This is a genomic window from Paenibacillus sp. USHLN196, from assembly GCF_037144955.1.
GTDB classification, from domain to species: Bacteria; Bacillota; Bacilli; order Paenibacillales; family Paenibacillaceae; genus Paenibacillus; species Paenibacillus xylanexedens_C.
The window spans coordinates 68,145-83,454 of the sequence record NZ_JBBCYH010000020.1 but is presented as its reverse complement, the minus strand read 5'-3'; the positions used below and the strand labels follow the sequence as shown (position 1 = coordinate 83,454).

Sequence of the window (15,310 nt, the reverse complement as noted above, 5' to 3'; positions counted from 1 at the left end):
ATGGCGGAGGGGTTCCACACGTACCCATCCCGAACACGACCGTTAAGCCCTCTAGCGCCGATGGTACTTGGACCGCAGGGTCCTGGGAGAGTAGGACGCCGCCAAGCGAAAACCCTTCGGGGTCTTTTTTTTGCCCTCGTGGAGAGATAGAATGGATTGACAGTTGATCGGTTTTAATTTTGCATAGTGAGCCAGTAAGGCCCGTTGGTCAAGGGGTTAAGACACCTCCCTTTCACGGAGGTAACAGGGGTTCGAATCCCCTACGGGTCATAGAGATGGAGGCTTAGCTCAGCTGGGAGAGCATCTGCCTTACAAGCAGAGGGTCGGGGGTTCGAGCCCCTCAGCCTCCACCATTTTAGAGGGGCATAGTTTAAAGGTAGAACAACGGTCTCCAAAACCGTTGGTGTGGGTTCAATTCCTGCTGCCCCTGCCATTTTCTTGAGAGCCATTAGCTCAGTTGGTAGAGCACCTGACTTTTAATCAGGGTGTCGAAGGTTCGAGCCCTTCATGGCTCATTGTTAAACGCACGTGTGTGGCGGAGTGGGTAACGTACTACGCTTAGAGCATGTCTATTGAATAAAAAAAACTTGAGGCGTACTCAGGTTTTTTTTCGTGTTTTCTCAAACTCTACAGCAGGTAAAAGAACCATTTTCTGAGTGGAGTATATCCATTTATGATAGTCTTGTAAGAACAATTTATCTTTGTTCACAAGTTCATTAACAATAAGAATCAATACTTCGGTTTGCATTGAAAAAGTTGTCTTCAAGGAGTAATAGAAGGATCGATAGGTATCTTCCGCATTTGAGGCGTCAGAACCGGGCAATAACGCGTTTACTGAGACTTTAGTGAGATTCGCCAATATAGGGCTCCCGGCGGCTAACACCAACTATTAGTGGCACTCTTATTACGGGAACATTGGCATCAGGTAGGTAAGTGGAGAGGGAAAATCAATTCCGTCAGGGGACTATCCTTTCGACGTTTGGAGAAGTAGGCTGGTTGCCTCATTTAGTGCTCTAAATACGTTATGTAAGCATTTTAAACCGATCTAATGGAATTAGTAGAGGAAATACATGAAGGCGCGGAGAATCAATAGAGAGAGAGCGTGACAGGCACGGGCCATGATGAAAGTGTTAGCCCTATTAGGAAAAAGAAAAGTCTTGATACGAAAGTTAATAGTGATGATACATCTATCGGGGTGTATTTAAAATTCAATAAGCTATAAATAACATCAAGTAACCCCCAATATTATAGGTATTGGGGGTTACTGCTTGCAAAGGAGTATAATCATAAACAAAACAGAAATGCAATTTGCGTGATTGTACAGTGACAGAGAAGAATAAAGCTCTTTATTAAATAGAGATCCTTTAACATGGTGCAACTTTATTTGAAGTATTAGATCCTCGTGAAGGTATATGGCTGTAAGGAATGAAGCCGTCATTTCGGATATAGGATCTGAGGAAACGTAACGGAAGTCACACAAGATGCTTAAAGCTATTGAAAATCCTATTCGCAAATAGCTGAAAGCATCCCTTATTCTTATGCTGCATTAGGTGATTCACAAGAAGATTTAATTAGTACCTGAACATGATTGATCTTCTTAACGCCCGCCTTCCCGGCCTACTTTATTCAGCTTCACCCAGCATCAAGGGGGCAAAACAAAAGTTATATTGCCGTGAAACTGCCGCACAGGGTTTGATGATGTTACCGGAGGTGAAATCGGATTAGGAATACCGCTTGAAGTTTTTCTAAACGAGGCTTTGGTTTTATATACGGATAACACTCTTGAAAAGTAAATTTCTTGTAATAATTTCGCTTCCCTCTTACAATAAACAAAATAGGATTTGAGTTCATATACTTGGGGAGGGATTTTTGATGAAACGAACCGGAATGAAGAGATCTTTAGACCGCCTTGGACGTATTGTTCTTCCAAAAGAGATGCGAGATACCATGGGTATTCATATCGGTGATCCGCTTGAGTTTTTCACAGAGGGAAAAGAGTTGATTTTAAGAAAGTATAAGTCAACGTTATGTGTGTTCTGCGGAGATCTGAATACAGAGACGTATTTTAAAGAGCAGTTCATTTGCCGAACCTGTGCACAAGATTTAAAAAACCAAGATGACATTCCTCAAGAGTTCGTTCCTCCAATCATCCAAACCCCCGCATTCTCGGAGCGTACGATTGCTCTTGCTTCTAAACAAGATACTTCTAATGAGTTTATTAAGAGAGCCAGTAGTGAATTTCCGCAGGTAAGGCAAAAAACGGCCATCAAACTTCAACAGTTGAAAGAACTTATGGAACAACAGCCTGATCTGGCTCAGCAGGAAATTGCAGTTCAATTGGGTATTAGTCAAGGTCGGATCTCTCAATTAAAGAAACTTCTGTAATAGTCGTAAGAAAGGCAGTCCATATGAATCAATCATGATTACGAAGGATCAGCTCGATCAGGTGCAGCAGTTATATGCGAAAGGCTCATTTACCCTACTGACGAAAATATTTGATTCTTATACATTGATAGAATGGCTGGATTTTGCCGATCAAGCATGTAGGGTCATTCATATGCAAGTACTTTCTCTATACATAGAAGCGTCTTTGCATATCGGTAACATTCACCGAGTAGAGAGTGACTTGATTCCCTGTTTAAGGGGAATATTCACGACAGACGGAATCTAGTGAAAATGAGAGCTTCGTTCGGCAGTTGCTTGATATCACCGAAGGAATGGTATTGGTACTTCACGAACCCTGTGATGGTTATGCGGTTATGGGGAAAATCGGCCCATGGCTAGACAGGGGACAACTTGTAACGGAATTACGATTTAACCAATCTACACGATGGCTCTAGCTAATCTACGTACAGGTAACCTGCTTGATGCACAAGCTAAATTACATGAGCGGCCAAATTCTAGTAGCTCATACTGGGATACTAAGCTGAAGGATATGGAGACATCCTTGGGTGAGTATAGCCTACTCTACACAGATGAGGTGCAGTCTCCTTCCGGAAACGTGCGGCTTTATTGGAATTAACTCGGACGGACTCGTGGGTAGGAGATATAGCGATAAGCCCAGATAGATTCATTGGAGCGGTCATGGATTACTCGGGACAGTTGAAATTGATCCAAATGGACGATGGTACGGAACTAAAGATATTGACTGCCTGATTATGTTGCGAGTAGAAAGCCCTGCAAAGACTTTAATAATTATGAGCATCTTTTTATACAATGCCAATCGGATTTTTCTTCTGGAAAACGAAGATTGTTTCCTTTTAGAAATGAACAACAAATAGAAAAAGGATATTTTTTTGTGTTAAAGGGTGTGCTTCTGTATATAGCTGACGTTGGTGATAGAAGAATTGAAAAAGGAAAAGTGAATGCTCGTCTTCGATGTATTTTTGAAAACGGAACTGAATCAGATATGTTACTTCGTTCATTGTCAGCGGAATTATATAAACATGGTAGGAGAGTTACAACGCCTGATAGTGAACTTCTTAATAAATTCAATGATATTTATGAAGAAGATGAAAAGACCGGTTATATATATATTTTAAAATCTAAAAGCAATAACCCTGAAGTGAGGCTTATAGATAACTTATACAAAATTGGTTATTCTAATCTAAAGTAGAAGAAAGAATTAAAAATGCTGAACAGGAACCAACATATCTTATGGCACCAGTATCAATAATTTCAATATATCAATGTTACAATATGAATCCTCAGAAACTAGAGCAACTCCTGCATAGTTTCTTTGGTAATTGTTGTTTGAATATTGATGTTTATGATAAAAAGGGCGTTAGACATACACCAAGGGAATGGTTTATTGCTCCACTTTCAATAATCGAAGAATCCATTGAGCTTATAATTAATAGGGACATTGTAAATTACAAGTATGATATTAATAAGGAACAAATAATTAACAGATAATGGATTGTTAGAAATAACTGGTATAGCAAATATGCCCTTTCTAAGTCATAAGCGAGGGTGTATTTGCAAGCCGTATGGTTGTATTCCGTAGAACTTATCTAAATGAAACGTACAAATTAGGCTGTAAATTGGCTAATTCCTGTAAACGACGTGTTTAAAACATACGTGTTTGCACGTATTAAATCTCTTGACCTTCTACTCGGCCACGTTTACACCCAGCCACCTGCTACTTCCCTCACTCTACATAACTTTCACTATCGATCGATAATCCCACCTAGCTCAGCCACATCAATCAAGCCAATGTCCCGTTATCTAGTTTCTATCCCTTTAATCTATTTCCACATACCTAACCACCCATTACTCAAAACAATATTAATCACACGCACCTAATTACATTATTCACAAAACCATTCCCTTACCATTGTGACGGTTTTTCGCGAGCCGGCCACGCCCCCATTCAATCAAAACTGTGACTTGATCCGGATTTAGAAGTAGATTTGCACACCTGTTATAGATCCGCACCTAGCCAAAGAATAAACATGGATCTAGTAACTAATGATGCGTCTAAGTCACTAAATGAGGTTTTCTAGATCCAGACATTGTATGGGGTTGAAAAGGTGAAGCGAGGTAAGAAAGAAGAGGGGCATGATGCGTAAATAACCAGCCCACAAACGTGATAACACGTAAGTTTAAATCACGTAGATCTGTGCTATAATATATGTAGACTCTCAACCAATCAGATAAATGCTAGAGTAGGCGCGTTTCCCTTCAAATGAATTCCTTACTCTAGCGGTCCTGCAGCTAATAATACATACACTGGCTTGGACTAAACACTAAGTCAATGACTACTGATGTAATCATACAAATTCTTAATTCACAAAAAGTACTCATTCTAGGTGAGTTTAATAACAATGTAGGAGGAGACCTTTCATGCGTGATACAAGCCCCAAAGTAGATAAGTTATCTTCGCTTGGATATGTCGTAAAGGTACAGCACGTTATCGATTTTTTAGTTTTGGCCGAGCTGCAGTCTGGGCGGAGATTCGGTAAAGAACTGGATCAAGTTATCACTAAAACATTAAAGGGCGTGGGAGTCAATGACTCATACCTCTCCCAGCGGCTTAAAAAGCTCGCGGAAAAAGGACATGCTCACAGTTACTGGGATAGTGATAACCGCTACTACCGATATTATGAGATTACTGAATCCGGAATCGAATACTTTAAACAGTTACAGCGAGATCTCCCGGAAAGGGTGGCACTTGCTCAACGTGTGTATCAGGCTTTTGACTCTACGTTGAAAAAATTCGAGTGAAAGGTAGGATCATAGTGGAACGGGATTATAAGGACATTGTAGCTGAATTGAAAAGAGCTTTCCCTAAAGATACCGTTAAATTCCGAAGTGATAACCATAGACCGTATATTCCCAATCAGGTGTACACCGACCGGGTCGAGTCTGCTACAGAGAGCCGGTGGAACCTTGAAATTAAAGAGCTCGAGATTAATGTCCCACATCGATACGTAAAGTCGATCGTTCAAGTGCAGATTGATGTTCACTTCCGAGATGGGTATGGATTTGCAGTCATTCCAGGGGATCCTTCCAAAGAACCAAGTAACATTAACACGGCCGTAGATAAGGCCGTAAATGAGGCGTTTCTAACGGCTCTAGACAGCTATCAGATGGGATGGAGAGATCTTGCCCCTTATAAGATGAAGGACTGGGCTGGAAACCCTGCTCTGAAGCACTTACTAGACCATCCTGAACCTGACAGCCAGACCGCTGTAGTGCAATCTAGAGCCATAGTGGACCGACATTGTCTTGTCTGCAGCAAAGTTCTTACTGGAGACGAATGGGATCTTTTGGGGCAGGTCCCTAACTTAAACCGGGATAAAATGACGTATTGTTTCGATCATTTACCGAATCATCTTAAACGGAAAATCGACAAAGATAACATTCATCAATTTGAGATAAGAACCCAACTGGATTAACGTAGTGAGATGTACTCAAGTAACGGACAGCACGTTTATTTCAGCTGTCCGTTACTTTTATCCGTTGAGATACTACGGTTCCTTAAGTAAATCGTTAACTTCTAATGTTTAATTCTCTTATTAACCATTCGAAATTTATACTATATATCAATAGTTGAGTCCATATAATTGTGTAAAAAGAGTTTCCAGAAAATGAAGGGAGCCATGTGGAATACCCTCAGTTAGAATGTTGTTGCGAGAGAAATTACTCACCCGGATATTCAGAAAAAAGTCAAACGTATGGAGTCTTTCTGGTCATTTTAAGGATGTAGTTTCGCTGAGGAACTTCCACGACATTAGATGAGGTTAAACGAGAAATTAAAGCATACATGACCTACTATAATCACTACAGATACCAGTGGAACTCAAAAGGATGATCCCTGTAGAATATAGAGATCACCTTCTTCAAGCCATGTAGGTCTTTTTTAGAAATGTCCTTTACATAGGGTACAGTTTAAAATTGGTCAGCCTTTCTTTATTTTCCAATAGGTTTAACTTTAATTTGATCAGCTACCAATTCATTCCTGGCACTATCGAATTTATATGTGATATCGAAATCACAAACATATGTCGGAGATTCGCCAACAGATCCCGATGGCCGAATTTTTTTTTGATTCTCCAATGAATAAATCACTACACCACCGAAGGCGAGCTCATCTTGCTTGTAATCTGGCGATGGATCAGTACTATAATTAAATTTAGATTTTTTTCCTTGCACATTCGTCGATAGAACCGGTAGCCGCCGGTTCTTTTAGATTGGAAGCATTTTTTTCCCTTTGGGGATGACAGCCACGCGGCAGGCAATGTCCAAAAAATATTTTTGACTCTAAACCCAAATACAGAAAGAGAAAGGATGAAGGCAATGCCAAAGCAAATCTTTGTTGGGTTGTTTTCGTTAGGTACGGTGGTAGCAACGCCAGGATGCATGGAAGTAACAAGCGAGGATGAACTAATTTCTGCACTAGCCCGAGCCTTTAGGCGATTAGATCCTGAGTAGGGCAAAGAATACTTCACGATTTCCTCTTGCCAGTAGGCTTCTATTATAGGCATAAACCGTTCTGCAAGGCCGTTGAAGTATAATCGGTACCGTTCTTCCTGTTCGATCCATTGGCGCTCTGTAGAGCGTTTGAACGGCTCTACAAAATCACTTCTACTAAGCTTATAGCATGTAAGATACTCAGCATCACTTAAATTACCGATCGGGCTGCGAAATATAAAAACGTCACCTTGCCGGGCAACACCCACTGTTTTCCCTTCATATCCAGGTACGTGATCGCTGACCCGCACAATGATTTTTTCATTTAACATAGCTGGCTCACTCCCTCATGGACGTATGTTACCAAATATTCACATCCCATTCACATTTACCTTTATTACAAAGGTATTTGATTGTTTGAGAATTGACCGATAGTTAATTTTTGTATATATTTGTAATAATATGGAGACAAAAATTGCCGGGTCTCACACCTTTGACTCCATGAATATGTGAGATATGGAGGGATTATATTGCAAGAAAATGAAGAGGTTTTCTTACTGTCAGATAACAATCATGTTCTGGATAAAGCTTTTGAATTATTTCGCATCTGCTACAAACAGAACGATTGGGACGAAGCAAAAAAGATCGCAAGTCACATGCATAAAGTCGCAATGAACCAATATAACACTCAACAAAAGTATGGAGACATATCCCCACTTCAGTTGCCCATGAGAAGGCCGCTCATATTTTACATCTATAGTTACCTGGCTGAATCTATCGTGTATCAAAAGCAGGGTCTATATGAAGAAGCGCGATCCTGCATATCACATTATGAAAATTTAGATCAGTACGATATTCAAGATCCTGAAGGCCAAGAAGAAGTTCGCCGGTTTAAGATTTTTGCCAAAGCTAACTCCTACGCTATTGATCTACTGGCCGGTGACTTTGAAATTCTGGAAGAGTACCACACCTTTATTCAATCAGACGAGGAAGAGATATTGCCTGGTTTGATTACCATATTGGAAGCCGCTAACCTTAACAACTGGAATGTTGATCATATTTTGAACGATCATATCTCTAACGATCTTGAGACATTCGCAAGCTATGAAGATATTGGGAATCGCGTGTATTACATCAAACTACTGAACCAACTAGCCATATATACGCTCAATAAAAAATCCTACCATGAGACAATAAATTATATTCTTGAATATCTATCAATTGCGGTTAATATGGATGTGTACAAGGAATTTATTACAAATTCGGCTATGTATGAGAAAGTTCGAAAACTAGCATCCACAGAGCAACAGCTAAGATATGAAACTATTATAAAAGGAGTCCTGACAAATGAAAAAAACATTAATAGCCATGTTCTTAACAGTAGCGCTTTTTAGCATTATTGTTCCAGTTCCACCTACTACAATCGGAACGCTCAATCATGGGGTAAACGGTTAATGACTTTTTCAAAGACCATCTTTCTAAGGTGGTCCTTTCTTTTTGCCTGCGGATTTGTCCAGATCGGAGGGAACAGCGCGCGCTAGGCGCTTGGGCTTCTGCTCGTGGGCGTTCCTGGTACGTGCCTGGCTGCTGTTTCTTCCGGAGTCGAACAAAAGGACGGCCGTGGCCGCCCTGGGTGTGTGAGCTGCACCGGTGAGCGCTATGGAGCTTCGCGGATCTCGTCCGGATCGGAGAGAGAGCAGCCGCGTGCCGGTCGCTCGGGGTCAGCTCGTGGGCGCTCCTGGTACGTGCCTGGCTGCTGTTTCTTCCGGAGTCGAACAAAAGGACGGCCGTGGCCGTCCTGGGTGTGTGAGCTGCACCGGTGAGCGCTATGGAGCTTCGCGGATCTCGTCCGGATCGGAGAGAGAGCAGCCGCGTACCGGTCGCTCGGGTCAGCTCGTGGGCGCTCCTGGTACGTGCCTGGCTGTTGTTTCTTCCGGAGTCGAACAAAAGGATAGCCATGGCCGTCCTGGGTGTGTGAGCTGCGCCAGTGGGCGCTATGTATCCTGATTTGTTTGTTTTTTAGCTCTTATTCTCATGGATTTATTGTTTATTTTGTCTGCTCTTACAGCCAATCCAGACAAATAGTCATCCGTGATTCTCTCAGGAAAGACCCCGGTACGCTCCCTTAGAATATTTTCTAGTACCCATGCCTTTCGCGTCCAATATTCATAGTCCTTACCTGTTAACTCGGCATGTTCCTGAAAATCACCCTTAGCCTTATTAAGAACCCTCAGATAATTATAAAAATCTGTCCGTTTCTGACGAACCAAACGAAGCATAACAATTAAATCATTGGTTGATCTTTGCATGAGCTGCATGGTGTTCTCGTCCGCATCTGAAATGGTAACATTGTTTAGCAGGAAAGGGATCTGCTTGCGCTGACCATTCTCCTGTGCATCTTCAGTTGTAATAGACATTTCACAAAAATCACAATAATAAGCATCAATTTCACTCTTCAGATCAACACCGCAATAAGGACATGTACATATCATCATTCTTCATCCATCCTCTCTTTCCATGACTTTACTCCTGCTGTTTACCTCAGCGATGTATGATAAAATAGGAAGGGCGAGCGACCCGGCAAAGTTTCTCACCCTAAGTCGATTGCTTATGCAGTCGGCTTTTCCTTTTTTATTAACACATTATACTGATTCAGTACTGAATCAAGCTCCTGGGACTTTATCAACGTTCGCGGATCATTTATACCGTAATTCTCAGCCACTCATTAAGTAACCGCCGTTCCACCTCAATACGACATTTCAAGTCCATCAGTTCATCAGCTCCCATTATTTTGTTCCAAATAATTGATCTGCTACCAACCTAAACAATTCATCGACAGCTTTACCATCTCGAATTAGTCTTTCTTCCAAGCCTGGTATCACCGGGACAGCCATTTCCAACATGAAATATTTCAATTCCTGTTCAGGGGTTAGGTCTTCCTCAAAAGAAAATTCTTTTGAGGTAAACAAAACAACGTTATCACTTGGTACTGAGCTGCTTTTATAAACACTCTCCACGCTTCAGATTCTCCTTCCGTTATCGATTTAATTAGCTTCTTGCTGGCCGCGAATTTCAATAGAAGGAATATCCATTTCAAAAGTTGCGACATGTTCAGTAATGACTGCATCAATTAGTTCCTGAATCTTGTTGGTTATAAGATGACACTCAGTAACTTGCACCGTCCAAATGCAATAATAGATGGGCTTTCTTTCATCCACCTTCTTCAGCACCCCTGCCCATTCATGAGTTCGGGCAGGGGTGAGGTTATCAACCATTCCCCGGTACTCGTCCATTGTCAGAAAGTGTATTTTAACCGGTTGTCCATTTAAGACAAACACCGCTTTTTTATAAATACCATGGCATACAGTCAAAGCTGCTAATATTTTTGATTTATGAGTTTTCATATTCTTCCTCCTGCTCTTTGATGGATGGATGTGGGCAGCAGCCTGGCGGCCGCTGCCGGTATTCCTATTTCCGGTCATTGTATTTTTGCGTTGACCAATTGAGCAGGAAAGTAATCGACTGAAGAAAAATACTGAACAAAATGAGTATCAAAAGTAACATTTCCATTGGGGTTGTCCTCCCTTTAACATGATAAAATTTTGTGTTATGATGGGAGGGTAAGGGTTGAGAAAGCATCCCCCTTACCCAACCTGTTAGCACGGGTTAATTATTTAGGCTTTTTCTTGGGCTTCGACCGCTGCGAACGGTCGGAGCCTTTTACTTTTTGTCGAGCCGTATTCCATTCAATGAACGCCTTGACGACTCCTAAAAGTTGAACAATGACTTGCATAAAAGCCGCGATAACGGCCAACATGACAATCGTCTCATTCTGCATCTTTATCACCTCCTTTCAGGAATTTCTATTTTTTCTTTAACCTTCAATCCACTTCCAAGCAGCCGGGAATCTTTAGGTTTTAGGTTTGATGCACAGTTTCGGGTCTCGCTGTCTTGCCGTTTTCGTATGCTTTTGTCAAAGAGCGTTTTAATCCCATGTCCATTTCGCCGTCATAGCGTTTAAACCATATATGTTCCTGGGGCACAAGGCTGCCCGTAGGGATGGAATAAAATTTGAGTGTCGTTCTCAAAATTTTTTCCACCTTGTTCACCAGGGTTATATATGGTTTGCTATTAGGACGGAGAAAGGGCATGGGATTAGCTCAAAGACAAAAGCAGGAGAAAAGGGCAGTCAGAACACTAAACGGTGCGAATCAAACTGCCTTTGACCTTTGCCCCGTGTGGGGTGTTAAGCGAAGGCCAGGAACGTAGGCGGCTTTAGCTGGGGTGTTTTCCCCCGGCTTAGGCCGCCTAGTTATCGGGCTGAGTAACCCCGCAGCGGTGCGTACCAGGTCTTAGGCGGTGTATTTTACCGCCTTAGAGCTGGTAGCATAAGCCCTTGATGACTTAAATGTCAGAAGAAAATAAAGTTCTAGACTGAAAAATAAAGTATTAGACTGACGATGCTTCATTAAGCTAACGGACAGGATAGTTTAACGATCAATCGCGGTGAACCGTACCATAAGTAAATGAGGTTTTTAGGAAAGCTAGAATAAATGAATATAGAAATGGAAGGGAATGTATAAATGAAAGAGCTCCAAAGATTTACTCAAGACTACCAAAAAAAATTGAATTATCATATAAAAGATGACTCATATAATCGAAGTAAAGAGTCATTACTTATGAATCAAATGTTACTCACAACTGAAGTATCAGAAATATCTGAGCTAATTAGAGACCTTTTTGCACTTACAGAAAAAAAAGTACAAGAAGGTTACGAGTCAAAAGAAGCTTTTCAAATTGCTAAAGAGCATATATCAAATGACTTAGGTAAAGAAATATCGGACTGTCTGGCATATCTTATAAAATTAAGTAACTTTTTTGAAAGAGATATGGAAAAAGATTTCTACGATAAAATGGAAGAAGTAAGGTTAAGATTCCAAGTGAAATAATCTTTCGTTAAAGTAAAAGAAGAGAAATGAGTAAATAGCTCATTTCTCTTCAATCTAGGTTAGTTACTAAAGTAGTCTTTTAAGAATGAGATAAGCTTTTCAAAGTGTTCAGGGTTTGCAGTTGAAGCGAAGTGGCAGGTATCAAAAATTGTACTAGTCACTTTGTATCTTTTAACAAAGCCTGCACCATCAATAATATAGACCAATTTGTGGTTAGCCTCATCTATACTTTGATATAACCCATTGACTGCTTGTTTAGCCTTTCTTTCAATAACTGAATTTGTAGTTTCTTGGAAGGCAGTTTCAATAACCACCCATTTCCAATCTGTTTGTCTTTGACTTTCAGTTCTCTTTACAAGGACCAGGTCAAACTGTTGCTCTCCTAGGTATCTGTTTCCTGGAGCTATTTCAACTCCGAATTCAGTCAGAGACTCAACTATTTTGTGTTTGAGATTGTTTTGTAGACCATTACCATATGATACAGCTCTCAATTGCTTTATTTGTGAACTGTTTTCAATGGAACGACTTAGATAAAATTCGGCTAATGCTTCGATATTTCCAACGAGGGTGGCTAAACGGAATCCTTTAAATGTCAGGAATCTGCTGAACTCATTTGACTCGTGAGCGTATAACATCAAGTTAATAACGTCTTCAAAGAAATCGTCATCCGACACCGCCAGCTTATAAATATTGTCATTCGAAAGAGCCTTTGTGAAGTTGGGACCGAATCTTTTAAATTGATATTGACCAAAAGGACCATTCAACTGAGTAACATTTTTGTGATGACAATATAATGCAACTCTATCAAGTATTTCAGCAGAAACATCGAGTAAAATCATCAAGTTTTTAAGAATGAGGGAACGAGGAACCAGGTTCTCTTGCTCATCTCGTAGCACTTTTAAAACTGATACCAGTTGATGTGGTTGGTGATTTTCTAAGGTGTCTTGAATTAAAGGAGAGATTTTTAGCATCTCTTCTGCTAAAGTATGCTCTTGTTGTTCTCCAATCAATTCAGATGACCAAAACCAGCTTGCTTCTTCTAAAAATGTTTCAAAATCGCGTTTTTGATTTAATTCAGCCATTTTCATCTTCCCCCTTAAATAAACTTGTAACATCAATCTGCAATAAATAGCAGACTTTAAGTAAAGTGTCTAGCCGCGGATTGCCCTCTGTATTTACAAGAGAGTACAGAGCCTTTTTTGAAAGAGGTGTCCAGCTAGAGTCTTGAGAAGTATGGTACATCCAGCTTTGTTGAAGGTGTAAGTCGTGCAGTGAATTAAATCCTCTTTGTTGGATTGCTTCACTGATGGTTTTTCTTAACAACCTCAGATGCTTTTTATAATAATCGTCATAAGAATTCATACTTCTCAATCCCCACTTACTTGTAAAATTTGTTATATCTATATCTTACCATATTCAAAAGGGATTTTTAATACTAACTAGTATCTTATAGGAAACTTGTTGGTAACAAACATTGTCATTTTCATTAAAATAAAAATCATGTATATTTATTATTGGGATATCTTCTAGGAGGTTTAAATATTAACATGAAACATTTAGCAGAACTTACTGAGAATTTCTTTCAAGAAAATATTTCAGTTCACAATAAAGAAGAACTAAAAAATATAATGGCATTAATAGAACAAAATGGGGCTGTTGTATTCAATTTGTCTTCCGTAAGTAAAAGTCCGGATTTAATTTACAATAATTTAAAAGGTGCAATAAAAGAAATGCCTAAAAAGTCAATTATGTGCTTAATAGGAAGCAATGAAAAGATTGCTACTCTTGCCTATCTGTTGACTGAGGGAATAGGGTTGAATTATCAATATTGGATAACGCTTAGAACGGAACTGAAGGAAGAAGGAAAGATTTTATCTTCGGAAACCATGTCTGTTTTGGTGATTTCAAAAGCCAAAAAAATTAAAATAACACGTGTACTTTTACCATACACATATTGTCCAGAATGCGGCAAAACCACAAAAGATTATGGTGGAAAAAAACATACATTCCATGATTTTGGAACAACCATGAGTGACGTTTGGAAAGATGTATACTTTAATCCATTAAAATCACTTGATAGTGAAGAAAATAAAGTCATTTTGGAAAGACTGGCTCTTATGCTATCTACAGAAGAAAGAACTGTATATGGTGTTGATTTTCCAAAAGAGTTCTTGTGGGAGAATGATACTGATGATGTCGTGAAACTTCCTAGCTTAGTAGAAGTAGAACCGGAGCACGATAATAACTTTAAACTTGATTCACAAATTATTCAAGGAGATTCATTAAAAACTTTAAGAGCGATACCGGATAATACCATAGATTATATATTCGTAGACCCACCCTACAATTTAGAAAAGAAATACGGTTCTTATAGTGACGATTTGGATATCCAGAATTATTTTAGATGGTGTGACGAATGGATACAAGAAAGTATAAGAGTATTGAAGGAAGGCAGTTATTTCTCAATTCTAAACATTCCTCAGTGGTCCATAAGACATTTTGCCTATTTGATGCAAATAGCTGAATTTGAATCATGGATTACTTGGGACTCTTTATCTAAACCTGCTGGAAAGATAATGCCCGCAAATTATACTATATTGACTTTCAGAAAAAGAGGTAGTAGTCATAAAAGGGCTGACGAAGTGAATTATCGTCCAAAATACATGAAACCCCTGGCTGACACATACTGTCTGAGAGCAGCATGTATTAAAAAAAGAGGGGATAATTTTCATAAACCATTAACTGATTTGTGGACAGATATTCATAGGCTAAAGCACAACAGTCTTAGGTATGACCACCCTTGCCAGTTACATCCTGAATTAATGAAAAGAATATTTGAAGTATATTCAAAGCCGGGGGATTTAATCTTGGATTTCTTTAACGGTGTAGGGACAAGCACTCTTGCGGCAGAGTTAATTGGAAGAAGGTATATTGGTATTGATTTAGATGAAAAGTATGCTTCGGTAGCTCAGGAACGCCATAGGATGATACTCGATGGGAGAGACCCATTTGGTAAAAACAATTTAAAAGCCGAAGAAAAGACCAAAAATAACACAGTAAAAAGAGTGACAGTGAGAAAAAAAGAACATCGTCATATTAGCAAAAAAGATGTTCAGATGAAAATTAAAGTGTTAGCAGAGGAATTAGGAAAAAATCCGACAATAGAAGAAGCGCTGGTGAAATACCCAGATATACCTAAGGATTTTTATGAATTATATTTTAGTTCTTGGTCCGAAGTCTTAGCAGCAGTAAGGGTAAAAGGTGTCAATGAAAATAAACAGATAGAAGAAAACTATAAGGGTAATGTAAGTAAAAAAAGAGACCTTCAACAGGCTTGGAAATTATAAGAAATAATGTCTTACCTTATTGGTTTTTAGAAAGTGACAACCGTTACAATCCAAGGATTAAATATATATTATAACAGTGATATAAAAGAGGATGTACTC

At 39.6% G+C, this 15,310-nt stretch carries 17 protein-coding genes, 4 tRNA genes, 1 rRNA gene and 1 pseudogene; 15 read left to right on the top strand and 8 right to left on the bottom strand.

Going from position 1 to position 15,310, the window contains the following annotated elements; all coding sequences use genetic code 11:
• From rrf to WFI24_RS30750, 11 genes and pseudogenes are all read left to right on the top strand, one after another.
• Nucleotides 1-107: ribosomal RNA gene (gene rrf / locus WFI24_RS30795) — 5S ribosomal RNA — on the top strand; the annotation flags it as partial.
• A gap of 91 nt (nt 108-198) precedes the next feature.
• Nucleotides 199-270 (top strand) — tRNA-Glu (locus WFI24_RS30790).
• 7 nt (nt 271-277) lie between these two features.
• A tRNA-Val gene (locus WFI24_RS30785) sits at nt 278-353 on the top strand.
• Nucleotides 354-359: 6 nt separating this feature from the next.
• A tRNA-Trp gene (locus WFI24_RS30780) sits at nt 360-433 on the top strand.
• A 9-nt stretch (nt 434-442) separates the two neighbouring features.
• A tRNA-Lys gene (locus WFI24_RS30775) sits at nt 443-515 on the top strand.
• Nucleotides 516-1,872: 1,357 nt separating this feature from the next.
• A complete protein-coding gene (locus WFI24_RS30770; protein ID WP_336765649.1) occupies nt 1,873-2,385 on the top strand; it encodes an AbrB/MazE/SpoVT family DNA-binding domain-containing protein in 513 nt (170 codons plus the stop codon).
• 865 nt (nt 2,386-3,250) lie between these two features.
• Nucleotides 3,251-3,616, top strand: a complete 366-nt coding sequence (locus WFI24_RS30765) for a hypothetical protein (protein WP_336765648.1) — start codon at nt 3,251-3,253, stop codon at nt 3,614-3,616.
• A gap of 41 nt (nt 3,617-3,657) precedes the next feature.
• Entirely contained in the window at nt 3,658-3,915 is a 258-nt protein-coding gene (locus WFI24_RS34610; protein WP_442956282.1) for a GIY-YIG nuclease family protein, read from the top strand.
• Between the two features lie 930 nt (nt 3,916-4,845).
• On the top strand, nt 4,846-5,226 hold the full coding sequence (locus WFI24_RS30760; RefSeq protein WP_336765647.1) for a PadR family transcriptional regulator: 381 nt from the start codon (nt 4,846-4,848) through the stop codon (nt 5,224-5,226).
• Between the two features lie 14 nt (nt 5,227-5,240).
• Nucleotides 5,241-5,900, top strand: coding sequence for a hypothetical protein (locus tag WFI24_RS30755; RefSeq protein ID WP_336765646.1), 660 nt, complete (start codon nt 5,241-5,243; stop codon nt 5,898-5,900).
• 283 nt (nt 5,901-6,183) lie between these two features.
• Nucleotides 6,184-6,357: pseudogene (locus WFI24_RS30750) on the top strand (IS3 family transposase); the annotation flags it as partial.
• Nucleotides 6,358-6,572: 215 nt separating this feature from the next.
• On the opposite strand, the gene WFI24_RS30745 reads toward WFI24_RS30750, so the two are convergent.
• A complete protein-coding gene (locus WFI24_RS30745; protein ID WP_336765645.1) occupies nt 6,573-7,247 on the bottom strand; it encodes a hypothetical protein in 675 nt (224 codons plus the stop codon).
• Nucleotides 7,248-7,445: 198 nt separating this feature from the next.
• Between WFI24_RS30745 and WFI24_RS30740 the strand changes: the two genes are divergently transcribed.
• Together WFI24_RS30740 and WFI24_RS30735 are read left to right on the top strand one after the other, a co-directional pair.
• Nucleotides 7,446-8,309, top strand: coding sequence for a DNA-binding protein (locus tag WFI24_RS30740; protein ID WP_336765644.1), 864 nt, complete (start codon nt 7,446-7,448; stop codon nt 8,307-8,309).
• A gap of 425 nt (nt 8,310-8,734) precedes the next feature.
• Nucleotides 8,735-8,893 carry a hypothetical protein gene (locus WFI24_RS30735; protein ID WP_336765643.1) on the top strand — a complete coding sequence of 53 codons (159 nt, stop codon included), beginning with the start codon at nt 8,735-8,737 and terminating at the stop codon, nt 8,891-8,893.
• A gap of 16 nt (nt 8,894-8,909) precedes the next feature.
• On the opposite strand, the gene WFI24_RS30730 is transcribed toward WFI24_RS30735, so the two are convergent.
• From WFI24_RS30730 to WFI24_RS30715, 5 genes are all read right to left on the bottom strand, one after another.
• Nucleotides 8,910-9,410 (bottom strand): hypothetical protein, encoded by a 501-nt coding sequence (locus tag WFI24_RS30730; protein WP_336765642.1) that lies wholly within the window; start codon nt 9,408-9,410, stop codon nt 8,910-8,912.
• Between the two features lie 113 nt (nt 9,411-9,523).
• Entirely contained in the window at nt 9,524-9,637 is a 114-nt protein-coding gene (locus WFI24_RS34605; RefSeq protein ID WP_442956281.1) for a Spo0E family sporulation regulatory protein-aspartic acid phosphatase, read from the bottom strand.
• 64 nt (nt 9,638-9,701) lie between these two features.
• Nucleotides 9,702-9,932, bottom strand: a complete 231-nt coding sequence (locus WFI24_RS30725) for a hypothetical protein (RefSeq protein ID WP_336765641.1) — start codon at nt 9,930-9,932, stop codon at nt 9,702-9,704.
• A 27-nt stretch (nt 9,933-9,959) separates the two neighbouring features.
• On the bottom strand, nt 9,960-10,319 hold the full coding sequence (locus WFI24_RS30720; protein ID WP_336765640.1) for a hypothetical protein: 360 nt from the start codon (nt 10,317-10,319) through the stop codon (nt 9,960-9,962).
• 266 nt (nt 10,320-10,585) lie between these two features.
• On the bottom strand, nt 10,586-10,753 hold the full coding sequence (locus WFI24_RS30715) for a hypothetical protein (RefSeq protein ID WP_006211836.1): 168 nt from the start codon (nt 10,751-10,753) through the stop codon (nt 10,586-10,588).
• Between the two features lie 745 nt (nt 10,754-11,498).
• Between WFI24_RS30715 and WFI24_RS30710 the strand changes: the two genes are divergently transcribed.
• Nucleotides 11,499-11,864, top strand: a complete 366-nt coding sequence (locus WFI24_RS30710) for a hypothetical protein (RefSeq protein WP_328194600.1) — start codon at nt 11,499-11,501, stop codon at nt 11,862-11,864.
• Nucleotides 11,865-11,923: 59 nt separating this feature from the next.
• Here WFI24_RS30710 and WFI24_RS30705 read toward each other — a convergent pair whose 3' ends face one another.
• On the bottom strand, nt 11,924-12,946 hold the full coding sequence (locus WFI24_RS30705) for a hypothetical protein (RefSeq protein WP_336765639.1): 1,023 nt from the start codon (nt 12,944-12,946) through the stop codon (nt 11,924-11,926).
• A complete protein-coding gene (locus tag WFI24_RS30700) occupies nt 12,939-13,226 on the bottom strand; it encodes a hypothetical protein (RefSeq protein WP_336765638.1) in 288 nt (95 codons plus the stop codon). Before WFI24_RS30700 ends, WFI24_RS30705 begins: the two co-directional genes overlap by 8 nt.
• A 185-nt stretch (nt 13,227-13,411) precedes the next feature.
• Here WFI24_RS30700 and WFI24_RS30695 point away from each other — a divergent pair, with 185 nt between their 5' ends.
• The gene (locus WFI24_RS30695; RefSeq protein ID WP_336765637.1) at nt 13,412-15,211 is read left to right on the top strand and encodes a DNA-methyltransferase; all 1,800 of its coding nucleotides are present in this window, start codon (nt 13,412-13,414) and stop codon (nt 15,209-15,211) included.
• Nucleotides 15,212-15,310: the final 99 nt, after the last annotated feature.